The organism is Cellulomonas composti, from assembly GCF_007990245.1.
Lineage (GTDB): Bacteria > Actinomycetota > Actinomycetes > Actinomycetales > Cellulomonadaceae > Cellulomonas > Cellulomonas composti.
In genome coordinates, this window is sequence record NZ_BJWG01000001.1 from 114878 (window position 1) to 134517 (window position 19640).

Genomic DNA, 19640 nt, shown 5'->3' on the forward strand with positions numbered 1-19640 from the left:
TCAGCGCATCGAGCCGACGTAGCGCGCGGCCTCGCGCGCGTCGCGCAGCCGCGCCTCGTAGGTGATGCCGAGCGCGGTCAGCAGGGCACCGCCGACGAACAGCAGCGGCCACCAGCCGACCCGGCCGAGCACCGGGCCGGCCGCCGCGACGAGCTGCACGACGACCTCGGCCGTGAGCACGAGCGTGCCCACGACGAACGGCGCCTGCAGCCGCTGCCGCGCGCCCGCGCCGACCGCGAGGACGCCGCCGACGACCACCACCGCGACGCGCCACGCGGTCGGCTCCACCTGCAGCCCGACGAACGTCGGGACGAGCACCGCGACGAGCCCCGGTCCGAGCGCTGGCCACGAGCCCACCGGACCGCGCCGCAGGTCGAGCACGCCGATGACGAGTGAGACGGCGCCGGCCATGGCGAGCAGCGCGTCGGGCGCCGGACCGGCCTCGACCTGCGCGGCGAGCGCGACGAGCGTGAGCGCGGCGAGCAGCGCGAGCCCCTGGGCGCGCGGCACCGGCCGACCGGTCGCCGCGCCGCCGACCGCGAGCACCGACGCGACCACCGCCAGCGCGGCGATCCGCACCACCTGCGCGGCCGACCCGCCGGGCGCGGCGGATGCCGTGAGCGCGGCGACGAGCGTCGGCACCGTCGCGACGGCGAGCAGCAGCCAGGAGGCGGCGACCAGCGCCGGCCGGGACAGCCCGCGGGAGCGCCGCAGCGCGACGAGCGCGAGCCCGAGGACGGCCGCCGCGGGCAGCGCGTAAGCCTCGACGAGGTCCGTGGTGCCCGTCAGCGCCACGGCGGCCCGTCGCAGCGGTCCCAGCACCGCGAGCAGGGCGGCGGCCTCGGCGGCCGCGAGGGCAGCGGCGCCGCGCGGCCCCGGCCCGGCGAGGCGCGCCGCCACGGCGGCGACGACGAGGAGCCCGAGGGTCAGCACCGTGCCGCGCTCGACGGCGGTCGTGCCCAGGTGCCAGGGCTCGTCGACGAGCGCCGACGGCAGGCCGACCATGAGGGTCCCGACACCGACGAGGGCCGCGCCGTCGCCGCCGCGCCGGACGCGGCGCGCCCCGATCCCGGCCAGCACCACGCCCCAGGGCGCGAGGTACGCCTCGGGCACCCCGACCGACTCGACCGCGAGCCCGTTCCACGACGCGGCCGCGAGCAGGCCGAGCGCCCACCAGCGCAGCGACCGCCGGCCCGGTTCGCGCGCGAGCGCCGCCGCCGTGCCCGCCGCGAGCACGAGCTGAATCGTCGCGACGTGGTCCGTGCCGGTCGACCAGGCCGTGAGCAGCCCGATCGCGGCCGTCGCGGCCCCGGCGACCTGGACCACCGCGCGCGCGGACGCACCCGGCCGCACGAGTTGGACCGACGCGAGGCCGATCACGGTCACGACGAGCAGCGCGGCCGCGCGGTCCGGGACGCCCGCGAGCGCGTGCAGCGTGCCGACCCAGGCCGCCGCGGCGGGTGCGACGAGACCGGCAGCGATGACCCGGGCGGCGAGGATCCCGGCCGCCGGCGGTACGTCGGACGTCGCCGAGTCGTGCGCGTCGGTCCCGCGCCGGGCCGGGTGCCCGACCACGAGTGCTTGCACCACCACGAAGGCACCGACGACGAGCGCGCCGATCCCGCTCGTGCGGCCGTCGCGCCAGGCGGCGACCAGGTCGGCCGGCGTCCGAGCGGCGGCGTCGCCGCGCCCGAGGACCGCGACCGCCCAGGTCACCGCCTCGCCGACCGCGGCCGTCGCGAGCAGGGCGTTCGCCTCGACGCTCGTCGTGCCGCGCAGCGCGACCACGACGCACGCGGAGCCGACGAGGGCCGCGGCGAGGCACGCGGCGTCGGCACCGGCGAGGTCGACGACGGCGCCGACCTGCACCAGCGCGCACCAGGCGAGCACCGCGGCGGCGACCGAGCAGGCCGCGCGCGCAGGACCCGCGGTCGACGACCGCACCGACCACGTCCGGGCGGTCACGGCGAGCCCCGCGGCGACGGCGAGCGCGAGGGCCGACGCCCCCGCGTCCGGCAGCGTCGCGGCCACACCCGCGAGGGCCGCGAGCACGGCGAGCAGCCTCGGGTGCACCCGCCAGGCCGGCGCCGTGCGGACCGAGGCGAGCGCGCCTCCGGCGACGAGCGCGGCGAGCGTGAGCGCGAGCGCGACGGGTCCGGGCACGAGCAGCAGGGGAGCGGCCACCAGCGTGACGGTCGCGAGCACGAGACCCGCGTGCCGCCAGGCGGGCGCCCGCAGACCGGCCACGAGCAGCGCCCCGGCGAGGACCGCGGCGCCGACGAGCGTGGACGCGGCCTCGTCGGGCGCGTCCAGCTCCCCGGCGAACCGTGCGAGCACCGCGAACCCGGCCAGGACGGCGTCGGGGACCGCGAGCAGCAGCGCGGTCGCGAGCGAGGCGGCGGCGCCGGTGCGCACGAGCGCGTCGAGGCGGGGCCGCCGGGCGATGCCGGCGAGCGCGCAGCCCTGAGCGGCGAGCGCGACGCCCGCGGCGGCCGGCAGCGACCACACCGAGGCACCCGGGAGGGCAGGGACCGCGGCCGCGGCGACCGCGGTGGCCAGGACGAGCGTCCCGGCGGCCCAGGCTCGCCCGGCACGACGGGTGCCGCGGGCGAGGACCGCCTGGGCGCCCAGGAGCAGCACGGCGAGCGCGGCGGCCGCCAGCACCCCGGTCGACCCGACGTCGAACTCGCCCTCGAACGCGCGGTCGAGCACGAGCGCGCCGGCGATCACGACTCCGGCCACGCCCGCGCAGCCGGCCGCGGCGACACCCAGCACCCGGCGCTCGGCGCGCAGCGCGCGTGCACCGGTCGGCACGAACCGGAGCGTCGTGAGGGCGAGCGACGCGAGGAACGCGAGCGCGACCTGCGCCGGGCCGTCGGCGGCCAGTGCCAAGGGCACCGCGACGGCCGGGACGAGCACCGCGGCCGCGACCGTGCCCGCGCGCAGGCCCGTGGCCAGGCCGTAGCACGCGAGGACCGCCGCGCACACGACGAGCGCGCCGACCGCGTAGGTCGTGCCGCTGACCGCTGTCACGAGGCCGGTCGCACGCACCGCCCACGCGTCCAGCAGGACGAGCGCGGCGCCCAGGCCCGCGACCGCCTCCGCCGACTGATCCAGCCCGCGCCGGCGCAGCGCGACGGCCAGCACGAGCACGCCGCCGGTCGCGACCGCGACGACGAGCGCGCGCACGGGCAGCGACAGCACGTCCCACGTGAACGCGAGGAACACGAGGCCCGCGAGGGCCAGCAGCGAGGCGCCGAGCACGACGAGGACGGTCTGCACCGGCCACGGCGCGCGCGCCGGCCGCGGGGCCGCCGGGCTCGCCCGGTACGCGGGCGGCCCGACCGGAGGCGCGCTGACCGAAGGCGCGCCCGGCGCGGGGTGGAGGGGTGCTGGGTGGCCGGATGGGGGGTGGACGGGCGCAGGCTGGACGGACGCGGGCCGGACGGATGCGGGCTGGACGGACGCGGGTTGGACGGGTGCGGGTGCGGGCGCCGGGGTCGGCGCGGACCGGCGTGCGTACTGCTCGGCGAGGACGCGCCGCACGACGTCCTCGCGGTGCGCGACCGCCCCAGCGGCGGCGTGCGAGGCCTGCCAGATCGTCGCGCCGTCCGCGCCGGCCAGGTCCAGCCCGCACGCCGGGCACGCGGTGCCCACCAGCCACGTGCGGCACGCCGGGCACGTCAGTGTGTCGAGCAGGCGGCGCCGGGCCGCGTCCAGGATCGCGTCGTCCATGGCGCGCATCCTCGCAGTGCACGGGCGCCGCGGGGACCGGTTCGCGTGGTGCGTCCGGGTGAGGACGGCGACGAGACGTCCGTGAGCCGCCCGGCCGATGGGCCTAGGGTGTGATCGGAGGGACGTCGAGGCGAAGGAGACGGACATGGCAGGTCAGGAACGCGTCAACCCGCGTCGTGACGACGAGGAACCGATCGACGACGCCCCCCCGGCACCGGCCACGCCCGCCGCCCAGGCGCGCGACGCCGAGGTGGACGCCCTGCTGGACGAGATCGACGACGTCCTGGAGCAGAACGCCGAGCAGTTCGTGCGCGGGTTCGTGCAGAAGGGCGGTCAGTGAGCGCCCATGACGCACGCTGACCCGTTCGCGGCCGGCCGGTTGCCGGCCGCCTTCCTCACGCCGGGCTCGTCGTCGTTCGTCGAGTTCCTCGGTGCGTACGCACCGGGCCTGCTGCCCGGCAACCGCCCGATGGCGGCCGGCGCGGGTGACCTCGTCGCACCGCACGGCACGACGATCGTCGCGTTGGTCACGGCGGACGGCATCGTCATGGCGGGTGACCGGCGCGCGACGATGGGCTCGATGATCGCGAGCCGCGAGATCGAGAAGGTCTTCCCGGCCGACGACTACTCGGCGGTCGGCATCGCCGGCACGGCCGGGCTGGCCGTCGAGCTGGTCCGGCTGTTCCAGCTCGAGCTCGAGCACTACGAGAAGATCGAGGGCAGCGTCCTCTCGCTCGACGGCAAGGCGAACCGCCTCGCGACGATGATCCGCGGCAACCTGGGCCTCGCGATCCAAGGGCTCGCGGTCGTTCCGCAGTTCGGCGGCTTCGACCTGGAGCGCCGGATCGGGCGGATCTTCTCCTACGACGTCACGGGCGGCCGTTACGAGGAGCACGACCACCACGCGGTGGGTTCGGGTTCGGTCTTCGCGCGCGGCTCGCTCAAGAAGCTGTGGCGCCACGCGATGTCGAGCGCGGACGGCGTCGCGGTCGCGGTCGAGGCGCTCGTCGATGCCGCGGACGACGACTCGGCGACCGGGGGCCCGGACAGCACCCGCCGGATCTGGCCGGTCGTCGCGACCGTGACGCAGGCCGGTTACCTGCGCGTTCCCGACGACGAGCTCGCGGCGGTCGTCGCGGACGTCGAGGGACGCAGGCGCGCGGCACATGACCGCGGGCACGAGCGTGGGGGTGCGCGATGAGCATGCCGTTCTACGTCTCACCCGAGCAGCTCATGAAGGACCGCGCGGACTACGCGCGCAAGGGCATCGCGCGCGGCCGCTCGGTCGTCGTGCTGCAGTACGACGAGGGCATCGCGTTCGCGACCGAGAACGCCTCGCGGGCGCTGCACAAGGTCTCGGAGATCTACGACCGGATCGCGTTCGCCGCGGTCGGCAAGTACAACGAGTTCGAGAACCTGCGCGTGGCCGGGGTGCGCTACGCCGACCTGCGCGGCTACTCCTACGACCGCGTGGACGTGACGGCCCGTGCGCTCGCGAACGCGTACGCGCAGACGCTCGGCACGGTCTTCACCACGGAGTCGAAGCCGCTCGAGGTCGAGCTCGTGGTCGCCGAGGTGGGACGCACGCCGGACACCGACCAGATCTACCGCCTCACCTACGACGGTTCGGTGGCCGACGAGCATGGCTTCGTCGTGATGGGCGGCCAGGCCGACCGGCTCGGCGGGCTGGTCGCGGAGGGCTGGGGCGAGGGCATGACGCTGCCGCAGGTGCTCGGGCTCGCGGTGCGCGTGCTCGGGTCGCCGGTCGAGGAGGGTGGCGAGCAGCGCACGCTCACGTCCGCGCAGCTCGAGGTCGCGGTGCTCGACCGGACCCGGCCGCGGCGCGCGTTCAAGCGCCTCGCGGGCGAGCAGCTGGCCGATCTGCTGGAGGGCTGATGGACAAGCGGATCTTCGGGATCGAGACGGAGTACGGCGTGACGTGCGCCGCGACGGACGGTCGCGGGCTGTCGGCCGACGAGGTCGCGCGGTACCTGTTCCGCAAGGTCGTCGCCTGGGGCCGGTCGTCGAACGTCTTCCTGCGCAACGGGTCGCGTCTGTACCTCGACGTCGGCTCGCACCCGGAGTACGCGACGGCCGAGTGCGACGACGTGCGCCAGCTCGTCACGCACGACCGCGCGGGCGAGCGGATCCTGGAGGGGCTGGTCGCGGACGCGCAGCAGCGCCTCGAGCACGAGGGGCTGCCCGGGCGGATCCACCTGTTCAAGAACAACACCGACTCCGCGGGCAACTCCTACGGCTGCCACGAGAACTACCTGGTGCGGCGGCAGGGCGACTTCGCACGCCTGTCGGACGTGCTCGTGCCGTTCCTCATCACGCGCCAGATCCTCACGGGTGCGGGCAAGGTGCTCATCACGCCGCGGGGCGCGCAGTACTGCCTCTCGCAGCGCGCCGACCACATCTGGGAGGCGGTCTCGAGCGCGACCACGCGGTCGCGTCCGATCATCAACACGCGCGACGAGCCGCACGCCGACGCCGAGCACTTCCGGCGCCTGCACGTGATCGTCGGCGACTCGTCGATGTCCGAGACGACGACGATGCTCAAGATCGGCAGCACGGACCTGCTCCTGCGCATGATCGAGGCGGGCGTCCCGATGCGGGACCTGTCGCTCGAGAACCCGATCCGTGCGATCCGCGAGATCAGCCACGACATGTCCGGCCGGCACCCCGTCACGCTCGCGAACGGGCGGACGGTGACGGCGATCGACCTGCAGGACGAGTACCTGGAGCGGGTGACGGACTTCGTCGAGCAGCACGGCGGCGCGGGGGCCGAGACGAAGCAGGTGCTCGACCTGTGGGAGCGCGGGCTGCGGGCGCTGCGCACCGACGACCTCTCGCTCGTCGAGCGTGAGCTCGACTGGGTGATCAAGTGCCGGCTGATCGAGCGCTACCGCGCCAAGCACGACCTGCCGCTCTCGGACGTGCGCGTGCAGCGCCTCGACCTGGCGTACCACGACATCTCGCGCACCGAAGGCCTGTACAACCTCCTGGCGGCGAAGGGTCTCGTGGACCGGGTGACGACGGACCTCGAGGTGTTCGAGGCGACCGCGCTGCCGCCGCAGACGACGCGCGCCAAGCTGCGCGGCGACTTCGTGCGCGCGGCCCAGGAGGCACGGCGGGACTACACCGTCGACTGGGTGCACCTCAAGCTCAACGACCAGGCGCAGCGCACCGTGCTGTGCAAGGACCCGTTCCGGTCGGTCGACGACCGCGTGGAGCGCCTGATCGAGTCGATGTAGCGCACGGGTCGGGCACGTACAGTGTCAGGCTGCACTCCCGTGCGAGGAGAGGTGGACGTGCGACGACTCCGGACGGCCTGCGCCGTCGTGGCCCTCGCGGTGCTCGCCCTGGCGGCCTGCACCGACGCGCCACCCGAGCCGATCGAGGTGACCGTGACCGGCGACGCCGGGGTCGCACCGACCCTCACCTACGTCGCGCCGCTCGCGGTCGACAAGACTCAGCGCGAGACGATCTGGGACGGCACCGGGCCCGTGCTCGAGGCGGACCAGCCGGTGCTCATCGACTACTGGCTCGAGAACGCGACCGACGCGACCCTGGTGCGCGAGAGCTACTCGACGAACCCGAGCTCGCAGTTCCTCACGCCGCAGGACCTGGGTGAGGACCTCTACCACACGCTCGTCGGGCAGCACGTCGGCGCGCGGCTGCTGCAGATCAGCCCGCCCTCGAGCGACGAGTCCGCGACGGACTACCCGACCGTGACGGTGATCGACGTGCTGCCGACGCGCGCGTCCGGTGACCCCGTGGACGTCACACGTACGGACCTGCCGACGGTGACCCGGGACGACGACGGGCGCCCGAGCCTGACGCCGGCGACCGGCGACGCGCCGACCGAGCTGGTCACCCAGCCGTTGCTGCGCGGAACCGGCCGACAGGTCGCCGCGAAGGACACGATCACCGTGCAGTACACCGGGTGGGCCTGGGACGGCGTGGAGTTCGACTCGACGTGGGGCCAGCGCATCCCGGTCTCGCTGTCCCTGCTCGACGTGCCGACGTGGGCGGACGCGCTCGTCGACCAGACGACCGGGTCGCAGGTCATGGTCGTCGTCCCGCCGTCCTACCCGCTGGGCGTGACGCAGAGCGAGGAGCTCGCCGGCCAGACCGTGGTGTTCGTGGTGGACATCCTCGACTCGCGCGCGCCGCTGGGCTCGACCGGCGACGGGTGACGCTCGCCCGTAGACCCTGGCCGTGGACCTTGCCCGTGCACACGGCCGTGGACACGGCGGCGCGGACGGTGCCGGGCGCGGCAGGATGACCGTGCGGGGGAGGCCCCCGGTGGTGAGGAGGTCGTCGTGAGCGTGGCCGTGCGCGTCATCCCGTGCCTGGACGTCGACGCGGGCCGCGTCGTCAAGGGCGTGAACTTCGCGAACCTGCGCGACGCGGGCGATCCTGTCGAGCTCGCGCACCGCTACGACGCCGAGGGCGCCGACGAGCTGACGTTCCTGGACGTGTCGGCCTCGTCCGGCAACCGCGAGACGACCTACGAGGTCGTGCACCGCACCGCGGGCGAGGTGTTCGTGCCGCTGACCGTCGGCGGTGGCGTGCGCAGCGTCGACGACGTGGACCGCCTGCTGCGGGCCGGCGCGGACAAGGTCGGCGTGAACACCGCGGCGATCGCGCGCCCGGAGCTGGTCGCGGAGATCGCCGACCGGTTCGGCAGCCAGGTCCTCGTCCTGTCGGTCGACGCGCGCCGCGTGACGGGCGAGACCCGCACGGAGTCGGGGTACGAGGTGACGACGCACGGCGGCCGTCGCGGCACCGGCATCGACGCGGTCGCGTGGGCCGCGCGTGCGGTCGCGCTCGGCGCGGGCGAGGTGCTGCTCAACTCGATGGACGCCGACGGCACGACTGCGGGCTTCGACCTGGAGATGCTGCGCGACGTCCGGGCCGAGGTGGCCGTTCCGCTGATCGCGTCCGGGGGCGCCGGGACACCGCAGCACTTCGTCGAGGCCGCGCAGGCGGGTGCCGACGCGGTGCTCGCGGCGAGCGTGTTCCACTTCGGCGCGCTCACGATCGGCGAGGTCAAGGCCGCGATGCGCGCCGCGGGCGTCGTCGTGCGCTGACCGTCTTCAGCGTGGATCGTCGTCAGCGCCGATCGTCCTCAGACCGGATCGCGCTCAGACCGGCAGGCGCGCGGCGAGCGCGGCGACGTCGGGGGTGGGCCCCTCGAACGTGACGCCGGCCGCGGCGCCGCGCCCGTTGAGCCACAGCAGCAGCTCGCCCGCACCGCCCCGCACGACGACCGTGCCGTTCTCGCCGTGCGGTGCGCGGGCACGCCGGCGCTCGCCTCCGTCGCGCACGAGCACGACCCCGGTGGGCACGCCGCGCAGGCTGAGCCGCGAGGCCCGCTCGACCTGGCGCCACAGCTCGTCGTCGAGCTCGGGTGCGGGCGACGCCGGGCGTGCGCCGTCGCCACGCAGGACGTCCTGCGTGTGCACCCAGAGCTCGGTGGTGTTGGCGGCGTCGGGCGCCCACGCGACGGGGTGCCAGCGTGAGGGCCCCGCCGCCACCTGTCCGACGAGCGCGGTGTAGCCCTCGGGCGACTCGGCGCCCGCCGCGAGCTCCTGGATCGCGTGCTCGGCGCTGTTCGCGAGCGGGCGTACGACGAGCCCGAGCCCGACCTTCACGGAACGTTCGCGCAGCACGACGTGCGCCGCGAGGTGACGCGTCCGCCAGCCCTCGCACAGGGTCGGCGCGTCGGGTCCGGCGCTGCGCAGCGCGGCGGTCAGGTCGGCCCGCAGGCTCTCGTGCCAGGTCACCGGCACATGCTGGCACGGACCGGACGAGCGCGCGCAGCGACGTGAGACGATGGCGGCCACCCCCTCCGGAAGGCCGTCTTCATGCCTGCGCCCGCACCCAGCCCCATGGGGCTGAGCGGATCGGCCCCTCGCCGGGCCACGACGCTGATCTGGCGCGGTCTGCGGGCCCACCCCTGGACGTACACGGTCGCGATCGGCACGTCCGCGGTGTTCGGCGCGGCGACCGTGGCCGTGAGCCGGGTGCTCGGCTGGGCGACCGACGAGGTCGTCGTGCCCGCGCTGGCGGGCGACGACGTCGCGCAGGGGCGGATCTGGTGGGCCGGCGCGGTGATGGTCCTGGTCGCGATCACGCTCGCGCTGAGCGTGGCCGGGCGGCGCATCTTCGCGGGTCTCGGCTACGCGCAGATCCAGGAGGACCACCGGCTGCGCGTCACGCGCCAGTACCTGCGACTGCCGATGACCTGGCACCGCCGGCACCCCACGGGCCAGCTCCTGTCGAACGCCGGTGCCGACGTCGAGGCGGCCACCGGCGTGTTCAACCCGTTCCCGTTCGCGCTCGGCGTCGTCGTCATGCTCGTCGTGGCAGCCGTGATGCTGTTCCTGACCGACGTCTGGCTCGCGTTCGCGGCGCTCGCGATCCTGCCGGTCGCGATCGTCGTGAACCTGGTGTTCCAGCGCCGGATGTCGCCCGCGATCGCGCACGCGCAGCAGCTGCGGGCCGAGGTCGCGGACATCGCGCACGAGAGCTTCGAGGCGGCCACGCTGGTCACGGCGCTGGGCACGCAGGCGCGCGAGGAGGCGCGGTTCGCTGCCCGGGCGGGTGAGCTCGCGCGCGCCAACGTCCACGTGGGCGTCGTGCGGGCGTTCTTCGACCCGATCATCGACGTGCTGCCGGGCCTGGGCACGCTGCTCGTGCTCGTCGTCGGGACCGTGCGGGTCACCGAGGGCGCGATCGGCACCGGGGACGTCGTCGCCGCGGCCTACCTGCTGACCCTGTTCTCCGTGCCGGTGCGCTCGTTCGGCTGGGTGCTCGGGGAGCTGCCGCGCGCCCTCGTCGGGTACGACCGGGTGGCGCGCGTCGTCGACTCGCGCGGCGCGTTGCCCGCAGGCGAGCTGCCGTGGCACCCGCACGGTGCGGCGGCGGTCGCGTTCGACGACGTCACGCGCACGGTCGCGACGACGCACGGTCACCACGTGCTCGTGCAGGACGTCGACCTGCAGGTTCCTGCGGGCCGCACGGTCGCGATCGTCGGGGCCACCGGGTCGGGAAAGACCAGCCTGGTGCAGCTCGTCGCGCGGCTCGACGACCCCAGCCGCGGCGCGGTCACGGTCGACGGGCTCGACCTGCGCGACGTGCGCCCGGCGGACCTGGCGCGGCACGTCGCGTTCGTCGCGCAGCAGGCGTTCGTGTTCGAGGACACCGTGCGTGGCAACGTCACGCTCGCGGACGACGACGCGGCGCCCGGACCCGACGGCACCGGCGGGTCCGACGACGCCGGGACGTCCGACGACGACGTGTGGGAGGCGCTGCGGCTCGCGCGGCTCGACGAGACGGTCGCGGCCCTGCCCGGCGGCCTCGACGCCCGGCTCGGCGAGCGCGGCGCGAACCTGTCGGGCGGTCAGCGGCAGCGCCTCGCACTCGCGCGGGCCCTGGTGCGCCGGCCGAGCGTGCTCGTGCTGGACGACGCGACCTCGGCGGTCGACCCCCGCATCGAGCAGGCCATCCTGCGCGGGCTGCGCGAGCGCGGCGACGCCCCGACCGTGCTGCTCGTCGCGTACCGCATGTCGTCGGTGCTGCTGGCCGACGAGGTCGTGCACGTCGACGGTGGCCGCGTCGTCGACCGCGGCACGCACGCCGAGCTGCTCGCTCGCGACGCGGGCTACCGCGAGCTCGCGACGGCGTACGAGCGCGAGAGCGCGCGCCGCGAGGGTGCGGACTGGGACGAGGCGCTCGACCTCGTCGGGTCCGGGTCCGACGCGCGCGACGACGACGGGGGTGTGGCATGAGCGCCGGCACCTCGACGGGTATGAGCCCGACGAGCACCGCGAGCGTGCGCGCGACCCTGCGCCACGGCCTGCGCGTCTCGCCCGAGCTGGCGCAGGGGCTGACGGTGACGATCCTGCTCGCGGTCGCGGCGGCCGTCGGGCGGGTGCTCGTCCCGATCGCGGTCCAGCAGACCGTCGACACCGGGATCCTCGCCGAGGGCGGCCCTGACACCGCCCGGGTCGTGACGCTCGCGACGATCGCGGCGATCGGCCTGCTGCTCGGCGCGGCGTGCTCCGCGGTGGTGAACATCCGGCTGTTCCGGTCGAGCGAGGCCGGCCTACTCACGCTGCGGCGGCGCGCGTTCCGGCACGTGCACGACCTGTCGGTGCTCACGCGCGACACCGAGCGCCGCGGGAGCCTCGTCAGCCGCGTGACCTCGGACGTCGACACCATCTCGTTGTTCGTGCAGTGGGGCGGCATCATGCTGCTCGTCTCGGTGCTCCAGATCGGCGTCGCCACGGTGCTCATGGCCGTGTACTCCTGGCAGCTCACGCTGATCGTGTACCTCGGCTTCCTGCCGCTCGCGCTGGTCCTCCCGGTGCTGCAGAAGCGCGTGAACCGGCGGTACTCCTTCGTGCGCGAGCGCTACGGCGCGATGCTCGGCGCGGTGTCCGAGGCGGTCGTCGGTGCCGAGACGATCCGGGCGTACGGCGCGGCGGGCCGCACGCAGCGGCGCATCGACGGTTCGGTGAGCGGTACACGGCGTGCGATGGTCCGCGCGCAGAACCTCGTCGGCGCGACGTTCGCCTCGGGCGTGCTCGTCGCGAACCTCGTGCTCGCGGCCGTGATCGTCCTCGGCACGCACCTCGGTGTCGCGGGCGACGTCAGCGCCGGCAGCCTGCTCGCGTTCCTGTTCCTCGTGCAGCTGTTCACGGGCCCGGTGCAGATGGCGACCGAGATCCTCAACGAGCTGCAGAACGCCGTCGCGGGCTGGCGGCGCGTGCTCGGGGTGCTCGAGACGCCCGTCGAGGTGGCCGATCCGGCGCACGCCGGCGCTCCCAGCCCGCGTGCGGCGGCGCACGTCGAGCTGCGCGGCGTGCACTTCGCGTACCCGGACGGCCCGCCGGTGCTGCAGGACGTCGACGTCGTCGTCCCCGCCGGTTCGTCGGTGGCGGTCGTGGGGGCCACGGGCTCGGGCAAGACGACGATCGCGCGGCTCGTCGCCCGGTTCATGGACCCGACGGACGGCGCGGTGCTGCTCGACGGCACCGACGTGCGCGACGTCCGGCTCGAGCACCTGCGCCGGCGCGTCGTGCTGGTGCCGCAGGAGGGGTTCCTGTTCGACGGCACGTTGGCCGAGAACATCGCCTACGGCCTGCGCGGCGAGGACCTGGCGCTGCACCCGAGCCCCGACGACCCGCGCGTGCGCGCCGCGATCGACGCCCTCGGACTGGCGACGTGGGTCGACGAGCTGCCCGCCGGCCTCGCGACTCCTGTGGGCCAGCGCGGTGAGTCGCTGTCCGCGGGCGAGCGCCAGCTCGTCGCCCTGGCGCGCGCCTACCTCGCCGACGCGGACGTGCTGCTGCTCGACGAGGCGACCTCGGCCGTCGACCCGGCGACCGAGGTGCGCATCGCGCGCGCGCTCGGCGGGCTCACCGCGGGCCGCACGACGATCACCATCGCGCACCGCCTCTCGACCGCCGAGGCCGCGGACGCCGTGGTCGTCGTCGACCGCGGCCGCGTCGTCCAGCACGGTCACCACGACGAGCTCGTCGGGCAGGACGGCCCGTACGCGCAGATGCACGCCGCCTGGATGGCCCAGACCCGCTGAGCGCTCGTCCCCAACCGAACGGGTGCCGAGAACGTCGTGGTAGTTGACGGCCCGCCCGGGTCGCGCCGCGGACGAGGAGAGCCGATGCACACCTGGTCGAGCACGCTCGACGCGCTGGTGCGCGAGCGGGGGCCCGCGCTGACGCGCTACGGCTACCTGCTCACCGGCAGCACTGCCGACGCGCAGGACCTCGTCCAGGAGGCGGTCGCCCGGGTGCTCGCCCGCAAGCCCCGGCTGCGCGACGTCGTGACGCTCGAGTCCTACGTCCGTCGCGTGATGCTCACGATGGTCGTGGACGAGGGCCGACGAGCGCAGCGCTGGCGGCGCGTCCGGCACCTCGTCGCGACACCCGACGAGGTGCCGGACGCGGCCGCCGAGGTCGTCGGGGCCTCGCTGCTGGAGACGGCGCTCGCGACGCTGAGCCCGCGGCAGCGCGCGTGCACCGTGCTGCGCTACGTCGAGGACCTGTCCGGACGGGAGATCGCCGATGCGCTCGGTGTCTCGGAGGGTGCGGTCAAGCGCTACCTCAGCGAGGCGAACGCGCGCATGAGCGCGGTGCTCGGCCCGGTGGACGACCAGGAAGGTGAGCACGTCGTGATCGGGAGGAACCCGCGATGACCTACGACCTGCGACGCTCGCTGCGCGCGCTCGAGCAGGACGCGCCCACCGTTGCGCTCGACGTCCACCGGATCGACGCGCGCGCCGCGCAGCGCCGCCGGCGCCGCGTCGGTGGCACCACGGTCGGCGCCGTCGCGGTCGTCGCGGCCGTCGCGCTCGCCGTGCCGCACGCGTCCTGGACGACGAGCGCCCCGCCGGCGCAGCCGGCACCGACCGGCGTCGTGCCGACCGGCGCGCCGACGTGCGGCGACGTGATGCCCGCGACGGTCGCGGACGAGGACCTCGTCGTGAGCGTGTTCCACGACGCGACGCCCTCCTGGGGCGTCGGTGCGGCCGTCCTGCTCGAGGGACGCGGCGAGGCGGCGCTCGACGTCGCGGCCACGCCGGGGGCGGTCTACCTGGTGCAGGACGGGCGCGTCGTCGCGGTCGGGTCGCAGCCGTTCGGTGACGGCGAGCTCGCGGCGCGCGGGCGGTCTCTGACGTCCGTCGGGATCGATCCGGTCGACTGCGGCACCGGGCAGCTGCTGCCCGACGGCGACTACCGCGTGTACGCGTACCAGCGGGCCGTGGCGAGCGGGATGGAGACCGAGCACGTCGCGCTCGGCGGCGGGCTTCCCGTGCGGCTGGCCGACGGGCAGGAGGACCTCGGCTGCGGAGCGCCCGTCGCGGTCCCGGCCACCGTGCCGGAGTCGGGGGCGGTCGACCTGACGGGGGTCATCGTCGACGACGGCACGCCGGGTGCGGTCGCGCGACTGTCGGCGTCGTGGCAGGACGTCCCCGGCTCCACGCTCGTCTCGGCCCGGACGACCCTGGCGTTCACCGACGCGGACGGTGCGGTCGTCGGCTACGCGGACCCGTACGTGACGACCACGACGGCCGGGACGTCGGTCGAGCTCGAGCTCCCGCTCGCCGGCCTCGACTGCGGCGGCGTCGCGCTGCCGGCGGGGGACTACGGCGTCGTCGGCCTCGTGACCTGGTACCTCACCGGCGCCCCGGCGCCCGAGGGTCCGTCGGCGTCGTCGGTCGATCTGGGGCGGCATGCCGTGCCGGAGCCGACCGGCACGTGCGGCGAGATCGTCCTCGGTCAGGGCGAGCAGGTGCCCGCCACGGCCTGGGCGTGCCTCGACGCGGCGACGGGAACGGGCGCGACCCTCGTCGTGACCTTCCCGACGACCGAGGGTGACCCGATCGTCACGACCTACCGCGTCGGTCCGGATGTCGACGGCCTCGAGATCACCACGGACGCGACGCAGGACCGGTTCGGCGGCCCCGACGCGGGGATCTCGACCGAGACCTGCCCGGACACCGTCACCGCGGCCGAGCCGCTGGGCTGCCGACCGGCGTGAACGGGCGCCCGGGCGTGTCGGACCGACGTGGGAGGATGCGCGGGTGCCGACAGCCGACACCGCCCTGGACCCCGCCGTCGCCGCGCGCCTCAAGCGTGACGAGCACGGCCTCGTCGCCGCGATCGTCCAGCAGCACGACACCCGCGAGGTGCTCATGCTGGGCTGGATGGACGACGAGGCCCTGCACCGCACGCTCACCAGCGGGCGCGTGACGTTCTGGAGCCGCTCGCGGCAGGAGTACTGGCGCAAGGGGGACACGTCGGGCCACGTGCAGCACGTGCGCGCCGTGAGCATCGACTGCGACGGCGACGCGCTGCTCGTCGAGGTGGACCAGGTGGGCGCCGCGTGCCACACCGGCGCCCGCACGTGCTTCGAGGCGGGCGGGCCGCTGCCCGTCACGGTCGTGGACACGGCCGTGGGTACGGCTGCGGGTACGGCTGCGGGTACGGCTGTCGGTACGGACGCGGGGGAGGACCGATGACGGCGCCCGACCCGGGCGACGCCCGCACGGCCGACCAGGTGCCGTGGGGCACGACGTGGCCCGCACTGCCGCGGTTCCGCGAGCTCGCGGCCACGCGCCGCGTGATCCCCGTGGTGCGACGCCTGCTCGCCGACGACGTGACACCCGTCGGGCTGTACCGCACGCTCGCGGCCGGGCGGCCCGGAACGTTCATCCTGGAGTCGGCCGAGGCCGACGGCACGTGGGCACGCTGGTCGTTCGTCGGGGTGCGCTCGCGCGCGACGCTGACGGTGCGCGAGGGCGCGGCCGTGTGGTCGGGCGACGTGCCGGTCGGTGTGCCGACCGACGGTGACGTCCTCGACGTGCTGGGCGAGACGCTCGACGTGCTGCGCACGCCCGCGATCCCGGGCCTGCCGCCGCTCACGGGCGGCCTCGTCGGCGCGCTGGGCTGGGACATCGTGCACCACTGGGAGCCCACGCTGCCGCGCAAGGCACCCGAGGAGCTCGGCGTCCCCGAGCTCACGCTGCTGCTCGCGACCGACCTCGCGGTGGTCGACCACCAGGACGGCTCGGTGTGGCTGATCGCGAACGCGATCAACTTCGACGACACCGACGAGAGGGTCGACGAGGCACACGCCGACGCGGTGCAACGGCTCGACGCGATGCAGGAGGCGCTGCTGCACCCCGCGACGCCCGCGCTCGCCGTGCTCGGCGACGACGCGGGGCCCGAGCTGCGGTTCCGCTCGAACCGCGACGAGTTCGACCAGGCCGTGCGGTTCGGCAAGGAGGCGATCCGGGACGGCGAGGTGTTCCAGGTCGTGTTCTCGCTGCGGCTGGACCTGGACTGCCCGGCCGAGCCGATCGACGTGTACCGCGTGCTGCGCACGATCAACCCGAGCCCGTACATGTACTACGTGCAGCTCCAGGACGCCGACGGCGTCGACTTCGCGGTCGTCGGCTCGAGCCCCGAGACGCTGGTCAAGGTCGACGCGGGCCACGTCACGACGTACCCGATCGCCGGGTCGCGGCCGCGCGGCGCCACGCCCGAGGAGGACCGCGCGCTGGCCGACGAGGTGCTCGCCGACCCGAAGGAGCGCTCCGAGCACATCATGCTGGTCGACCTGTCCCGCAACGACCTCGCGCGCGTGTGCGAGCCGTCGTCGGTCGAGGTGATCGACTTCATGTCCGTGCGGCGGTTCTCGCACATCATGCACATCACGTCGACGGTCGTCGGGCGGCTGCGGCCCGGCGCGACCGCGCTGCAGACGTTCACCGCGACGTTCCCCGCGGGGACGCTGTCGGGCGCGCCCAAGCCGCGCGCGATCGCCCTGATCGACGAGATCGAGCCCGCGCGCCGCGGCATCTACGGCGGCACGGTCGGGTACTTCGACTTCGCGGGCGGCATGGACATGGCCATCGCGATCCGCACCGCGCTGATCCGCGAGGGCCGCGCCAGCGTGCAGGCGGGCGCGGGCATCGTCGCGGACTCCGTCCCCGAGCTGGAGTACGCCGAGTCGCGCAACAAGGCCGCCGCGGTCGTCGGCGCCATCCAGGTGGCCTCGCGGTTGCGCCGCGTCGCACCGTGACCGTCCCGTCCGGCCCGTCCGGCCCGCAGCCGGGGGAGCGCGGGTCCGACGAGGGCGCCGGGCCGGCGCCGGCACCGGAGCGCCGCTCGCGATCGGGTCGCGGCCGGGCCGCGCTCGCCGTGCTGCTCCTGGCGGGCCTGTCCGCGCTGGTGGGGGTGCCGACGTGGCTCACCGCGCACGGCACGTCCGCGCTCGCCGGCGACGTCACGGTGCGCGTGCCCGGCTCGCACGCCGCACCCGCGATCGTCGGCGCGGCGTTCGTGCTGGCCGCCGCGGCCGCCGCGCTCGCGCTCGTCGGGCGGATCGGGCGGTGGGTCGTCGCGGTCGTCGTCGTGGGCGCGGGTGTGCTCGTCGTCGCGGGTGCCGTCGGCGTGCTGGCGGACCCGGGGGGAGCCGCCGCGGGCGCCGTCGCGGACGCGACCGGCGTCGCGCACGTCGTCGGGGACGTCGAGGTGAGCGTGTGGCCGTGGGTCGCGGCGGTGCTCGGCCTGGTGACGGTCGTGTGCGGGGGCTGGCTCGTGCGGGCCTCGCGCGCGTGGGCAGGGTCGGGGCGGCACGACGTGGACGCCGGCGGTGCGGGCGGGACGGCGGATGCGGCGCACGCGAGCGCACCGGTCGACGACGAACGCGCGGCGTGGGACGCGCTCAGCCGCGGCGACGACCCCTCCTGACCCACTAGGGTGATCGCGAACCACGCAGGAAGGGCCTGATGATGTCGGACAACACCCTCGCGCACCGCGCGCAGAACGCCACGGTCACCGAGGCGGCCCATCTGCCGCCGAGCGCACCCCCGACCAACCACGGGCGCACCGTCGCCGCCTGGACCACGACCTGGGTCGTGGTGCTCGGCGGTCTGATCGCCGCGGGCGGCATGGTCGCGGCGCAGGCCTGGATCTTCTGGGTCGGCATCGGTGTCGCGCTGCTCGGCCTCGTCGTCGGCAAGACGCTGCAGGTGCTCGGCCACGGTCAGGGCGGGGCGGCCACGGCCGCACGCGCCGCCCGTACCGGCGGCCACTGACCGACGACCCACGCGCGCCCCGCCCGGGCGCGCCACCGGACCTGGAGTGCCGATGTCGACGCCCGATCCGCAGGACCCGCAGGAGCCGCTGCCACCGCAGGAGCCGCAGCAGCCCCAGTCGCCGTACGTCGACCCGCTGTTCGCCGAGCCGCCGATCACGCCGACGTACGGCGCCCCGACGGAGCCGACGTCCGGCACCTACGGCCAGCCGCCGGTCTACGGCACGCCGCCCGCGTACGACACGCCCCTCGCGTACGAGCAGCCGTCCGCGTACGGCCAGCCCCCGGCGTACGGCCAGCCTCCCGCGTACGGGCAACCGCCTGCGTACGGGCAGCCGCCTGCGTACGGCCAGCCCCCGGCGTACGGCCAGGCCGGCGCCTACGGTCCGCCTGGCTACGGCGCCGGCCCGTACGCGCCCTACGGCCCGCCGACCAAGAACGGCGCCGGCACCGCGTCGCTCGTCCTCGGGATCGTCGGCCTGGTCGTCAACTGCATGTGCTTCCTGGGACTCGCAGCGTCGATCGTCGCGATCGTGCTCGGCAACCGGAGCCGGCGGTACGCGGCGCAGGGTCTGGCCACGAACGGGGGCCTGGGTACCGCGGGCATCGTGCTCGGCTGGATCGGCGTCGTGCTCGCGATCATCAGCGGGATCGCGCTGGCCTCGAACGGCACCTTCACCACGGGCACGGGCGGATGAGTGAGCGCGACCAGGGCGGGCTCGGCACCTGAGGCCGAGGTGCACGGACCGGTGACGTCGAGGTCACCGGCCTGGCGCACGCCCGCGGCGATCGGCGTCGCGGTGGGCGCCGCCGCGCTCGTCGTCGCGCTGCACGACCCGCACCAGCAGGGCAGCTACGGCTTCTGCCCGATGCTCGCGCTGACCGGCTGGTGGTGCCCCGCGTGCGGTGGATTGCGCGCGACGCACGACCTGCTGCACGGCGACGTCGCCGGGGCCTGGGGGATGAACGCGCTCTGGGTCGTGCTCGCGCCGGTGCTGGTGGTGCTGTGGGTGGTGTGGCTCGTGCGCGCGCTGCGCGGTCGGCCCGGACCCGCACTGCGTCCGTGGGCATGGTGGGGGCTGCTCGTGCTCGTCGTGGCGTTCGGCGTGCTGCGCAACGTGCCGGCGCTCGCACCCTGGCTCGCGCCGTGACCGAGGGCCGCGCGCGCGGTCGGCGGTGGACGTCCACCCGCGCGGCGGTCGACAGCCCTACGATCTCGACGACGGCCCCGGGGAGCTGGGCCGCGACAGCAGCGAGGAGAGCGC

18 protein-coding genes are annotated in these 19640 nt (G+C 75.4%); 16 read left to right on the forward strand and 2 right to left on the reverse strand.

Annotated elements, in window-relative coordinates; all coding sequences use genetic code 11:
• Nucleotides 1–3735 (reverse strand): SCO7613 C-terminal domain-containing membrane protein, encoded by a 3735-nt coding sequence (locus tag CCO02nite_RS15585; protein ID WP_186812531.1) that lies wholly within the window; start codon nt 3733–3735, stop codon nt 1–3.
• 145 nt (nt 3736–3880) lie between these two features.
• Between CCO02nite_RS15585 and CCO02nite_RS00530 the strand changes: the two genes are divergently transcribed.
• From CCO02nite_RS00530 to hisF, 6 genes are all read left to right on the forward strand, one after another.
• Nucleotides 3881–4075: a ubiquitin-like protein Pup gene (locus CCO02nite_RS00530; protein WP_146841021.1), complete on the forward strand. Its 195-nt coding sequence runs from the start codon at nt 3881–3883 to the stop codon at nt 4073–4075.
• Between the two features lie 6 nt (nt 4076–4081).
• On the forward strand, nt 4082–4936 hold the full coding sequence (gene prcB, locus CCO02nite_RS00535) for a proteasome subunit beta (RefSeq protein WP_146841022.1): 855 nt from the start codon (nt 4082–4084) through the stop codon (nt 4934–4936).
• Nucleotides 4933–5631, forward strand: a complete 699-nt coding sequence (gene prcA, locus CCO02nite_RS00540) for a proteasome subunit alpha (RefSeq protein ID WP_146841023.1) — start codon at nt 4933–4935, stop codon at nt 5629–5631. Before prcB ends, prcA begins: the two co-directional genes overlap by 4 nt.
• Nucleotides 5631–6992 carry a Pup--protein ligase gene (gene pafA, locus CCO02nite_RS00545; protein WP_146841024.1) on the forward strand — a complete coding sequence of 454 codons (1362 nt, stop codon included), beginning with the start codon at nt 5631–5633 and terminating at the stop codon, nt 6990–6992. Before prcA ends, pafA begins: the two co-directional genes overlap by 1 nt.
• A gap of 57 nt (nt 6993–7049) precedes the next feature.
• Nucleotides 7050–7937, forward strand: a complete 888-nt coding sequence (locus CCO02nite_RS00550) for an FKBP-type peptidyl-prolyl cis-trans isomerase (RefSeq protein WP_146841025.1) — start codon at nt 7050–7052, stop codon at nt 7935–7937.
• Between the two features lie 126 nt (nt 7938–8063).
• Nucleotides 8064–8834 (forward strand): imidazole glycerol phosphate synthase subunit HisF, encoded by a 771-nt coding sequence (hisF, locus tag CCO02nite_RS00555; protein ID WP_146841026.1) that lies wholly within the window; start codon nt 8064–8066, stop codon nt 8832–8834.
• 54 nt (nt 8835–8888) lie between these two features.
• On the opposite strand, the gene CCO02nite_RS00560 is transcribed toward hisF, so the two are convergent.
• Nucleotides 8889–9530 (reverse strand): TIGR03085 family metal-binding protein, encoded by a 642-nt coding sequence (locus CCO02nite_RS00560; RefSeq protein WP_146841027.1) that lies wholly within the window; start codon nt 9528–9530, stop codon nt 8889–8891.
• 81 nt (nt 9531–9611) lie between these two features.
• On the opposite strand from CCO02nite_RS00560, the gene CCO02nite_RS00565 reads away from it, so the two are divergent.
• From CCO02nite_RS00565 to CCO02nite_RS15945, 10 genes are all read left to right on the forward strand, one after another.
• Entirely contained in the window at nt 9612–11537 is a 1926-nt protein-coding gene (locus tag CCO02nite_RS00565) for an ABC transporter ATP-binding protein (RefSeq protein ID WP_146841028.1), read from the forward strand.
• Nucleotides 11534–13348: an ABC transporter ATP-binding protein gene (locus CCO02nite_RS00570; RefSeq protein ID WP_146841029.1), complete on the forward strand. Its 1815-nt coding sequence runs from the start codon at nt 11534–11536 to the stop codon at nt 13346–13348. The genes CCO02nite_RS00565 and CCO02nite_RS00570 overlap by 4 nt, the downstream gene beginning before the upstream one ends.
• A gap of 84 nt (nt 13349–13432) precedes the next feature.
• Nucleotides 13433–13966 carry an RNA polymerase sigma factor gene (locus CCO02nite_RS00575; protein WP_146841030.1) on the forward strand — a complete coding sequence of 178 codons (534 nt, stop codon included), beginning with the start codon at nt 13433–13435 and terminating at the stop codon, nt 13964–13966.
• Complete coding sequence (locus CCO02nite_RS00580; protein ID WP_146841031.1) at nt 13963–15312, forward strand: hypothetical protein; 1350 nt, start codon at nt 13963–13965, stop codon at nt 15310–15312. Before CCO02nite_RS00575 ends, CCO02nite_RS00580 begins: the two co-directional genes overlap by 4 nt.
• Nucleotides 15313–15355: 43 nt before the next feature.
• Complete coding sequence (gene hisI, locus CCO02nite_RS00585; RefSeq protein WP_246117233.1) at nt 15356–15793, forward strand: phosphoribosyl-AMP cyclohydrolase; 438 nt, start codon at nt 15356–15358, stop codon at nt 15791–15793.
• The gene (locus tag CCO02nite_RS00590) at nt 15790–17358 is read left to right on the forward strand and encodes an anthranilate synthase component I (RefSeq protein WP_146841032.1); all 1569 of its coding nucleotides are present in this window, start codon (nt 15790–15792) and stop codon (nt 17356–17358) included. Before hisI ends, CCO02nite_RS00590 begins: the two co-directional genes overlap by 4 nt.
• A complete protein-coding gene (locus tag CCO02nite_RS00595; protein ID WP_146841033.1) occupies nt 17355–18029 on the forward strand; it encodes a Trp biosynthesis-associated membrane protein in 675 nt (224 codons plus the stop codon). Before CCO02nite_RS00590 ends, CCO02nite_RS00595 begins: the two co-directional genes overlap by 4 nt.
• A 41-nt stretch (nt 18030–18070) precedes the next feature.
• On the forward strand, nt 18071–18376 hold the full coding sequence (locus CCO02nite_RS00600; protein WP_146841034.1) for an HGxxPAAW family protein: 306 nt from the start codon (nt 18071–18073) through the stop codon (nt 18374–18376).
• 52 nt (nt 18377–18428) lie between these two features.
• Nucleotides 18429–19073: a DUF4190 domain-containing protein gene (locus CCO02nite_RS00605; protein WP_146841035.1), complete on the forward strand. Its 645-nt coding sequence runs from the start codon at nt 18429–18431 to the stop codon at nt 19071–19073.
• Nucleotides 19074–19526 carry a DUF2752 domain-containing protein gene (locus CCO02nite_RS15945; RefSeq protein ID WP_246117234.1) on the forward strand — a complete coding sequence of 151 codons (453 nt, stop codon included), beginning with the start codon at nt 19074–19076 and terminating at the stop codon, nt 19524–19526.
• The last annotated feature ends 114 nt before the right edge of the window (nt 19527–19640 follow it).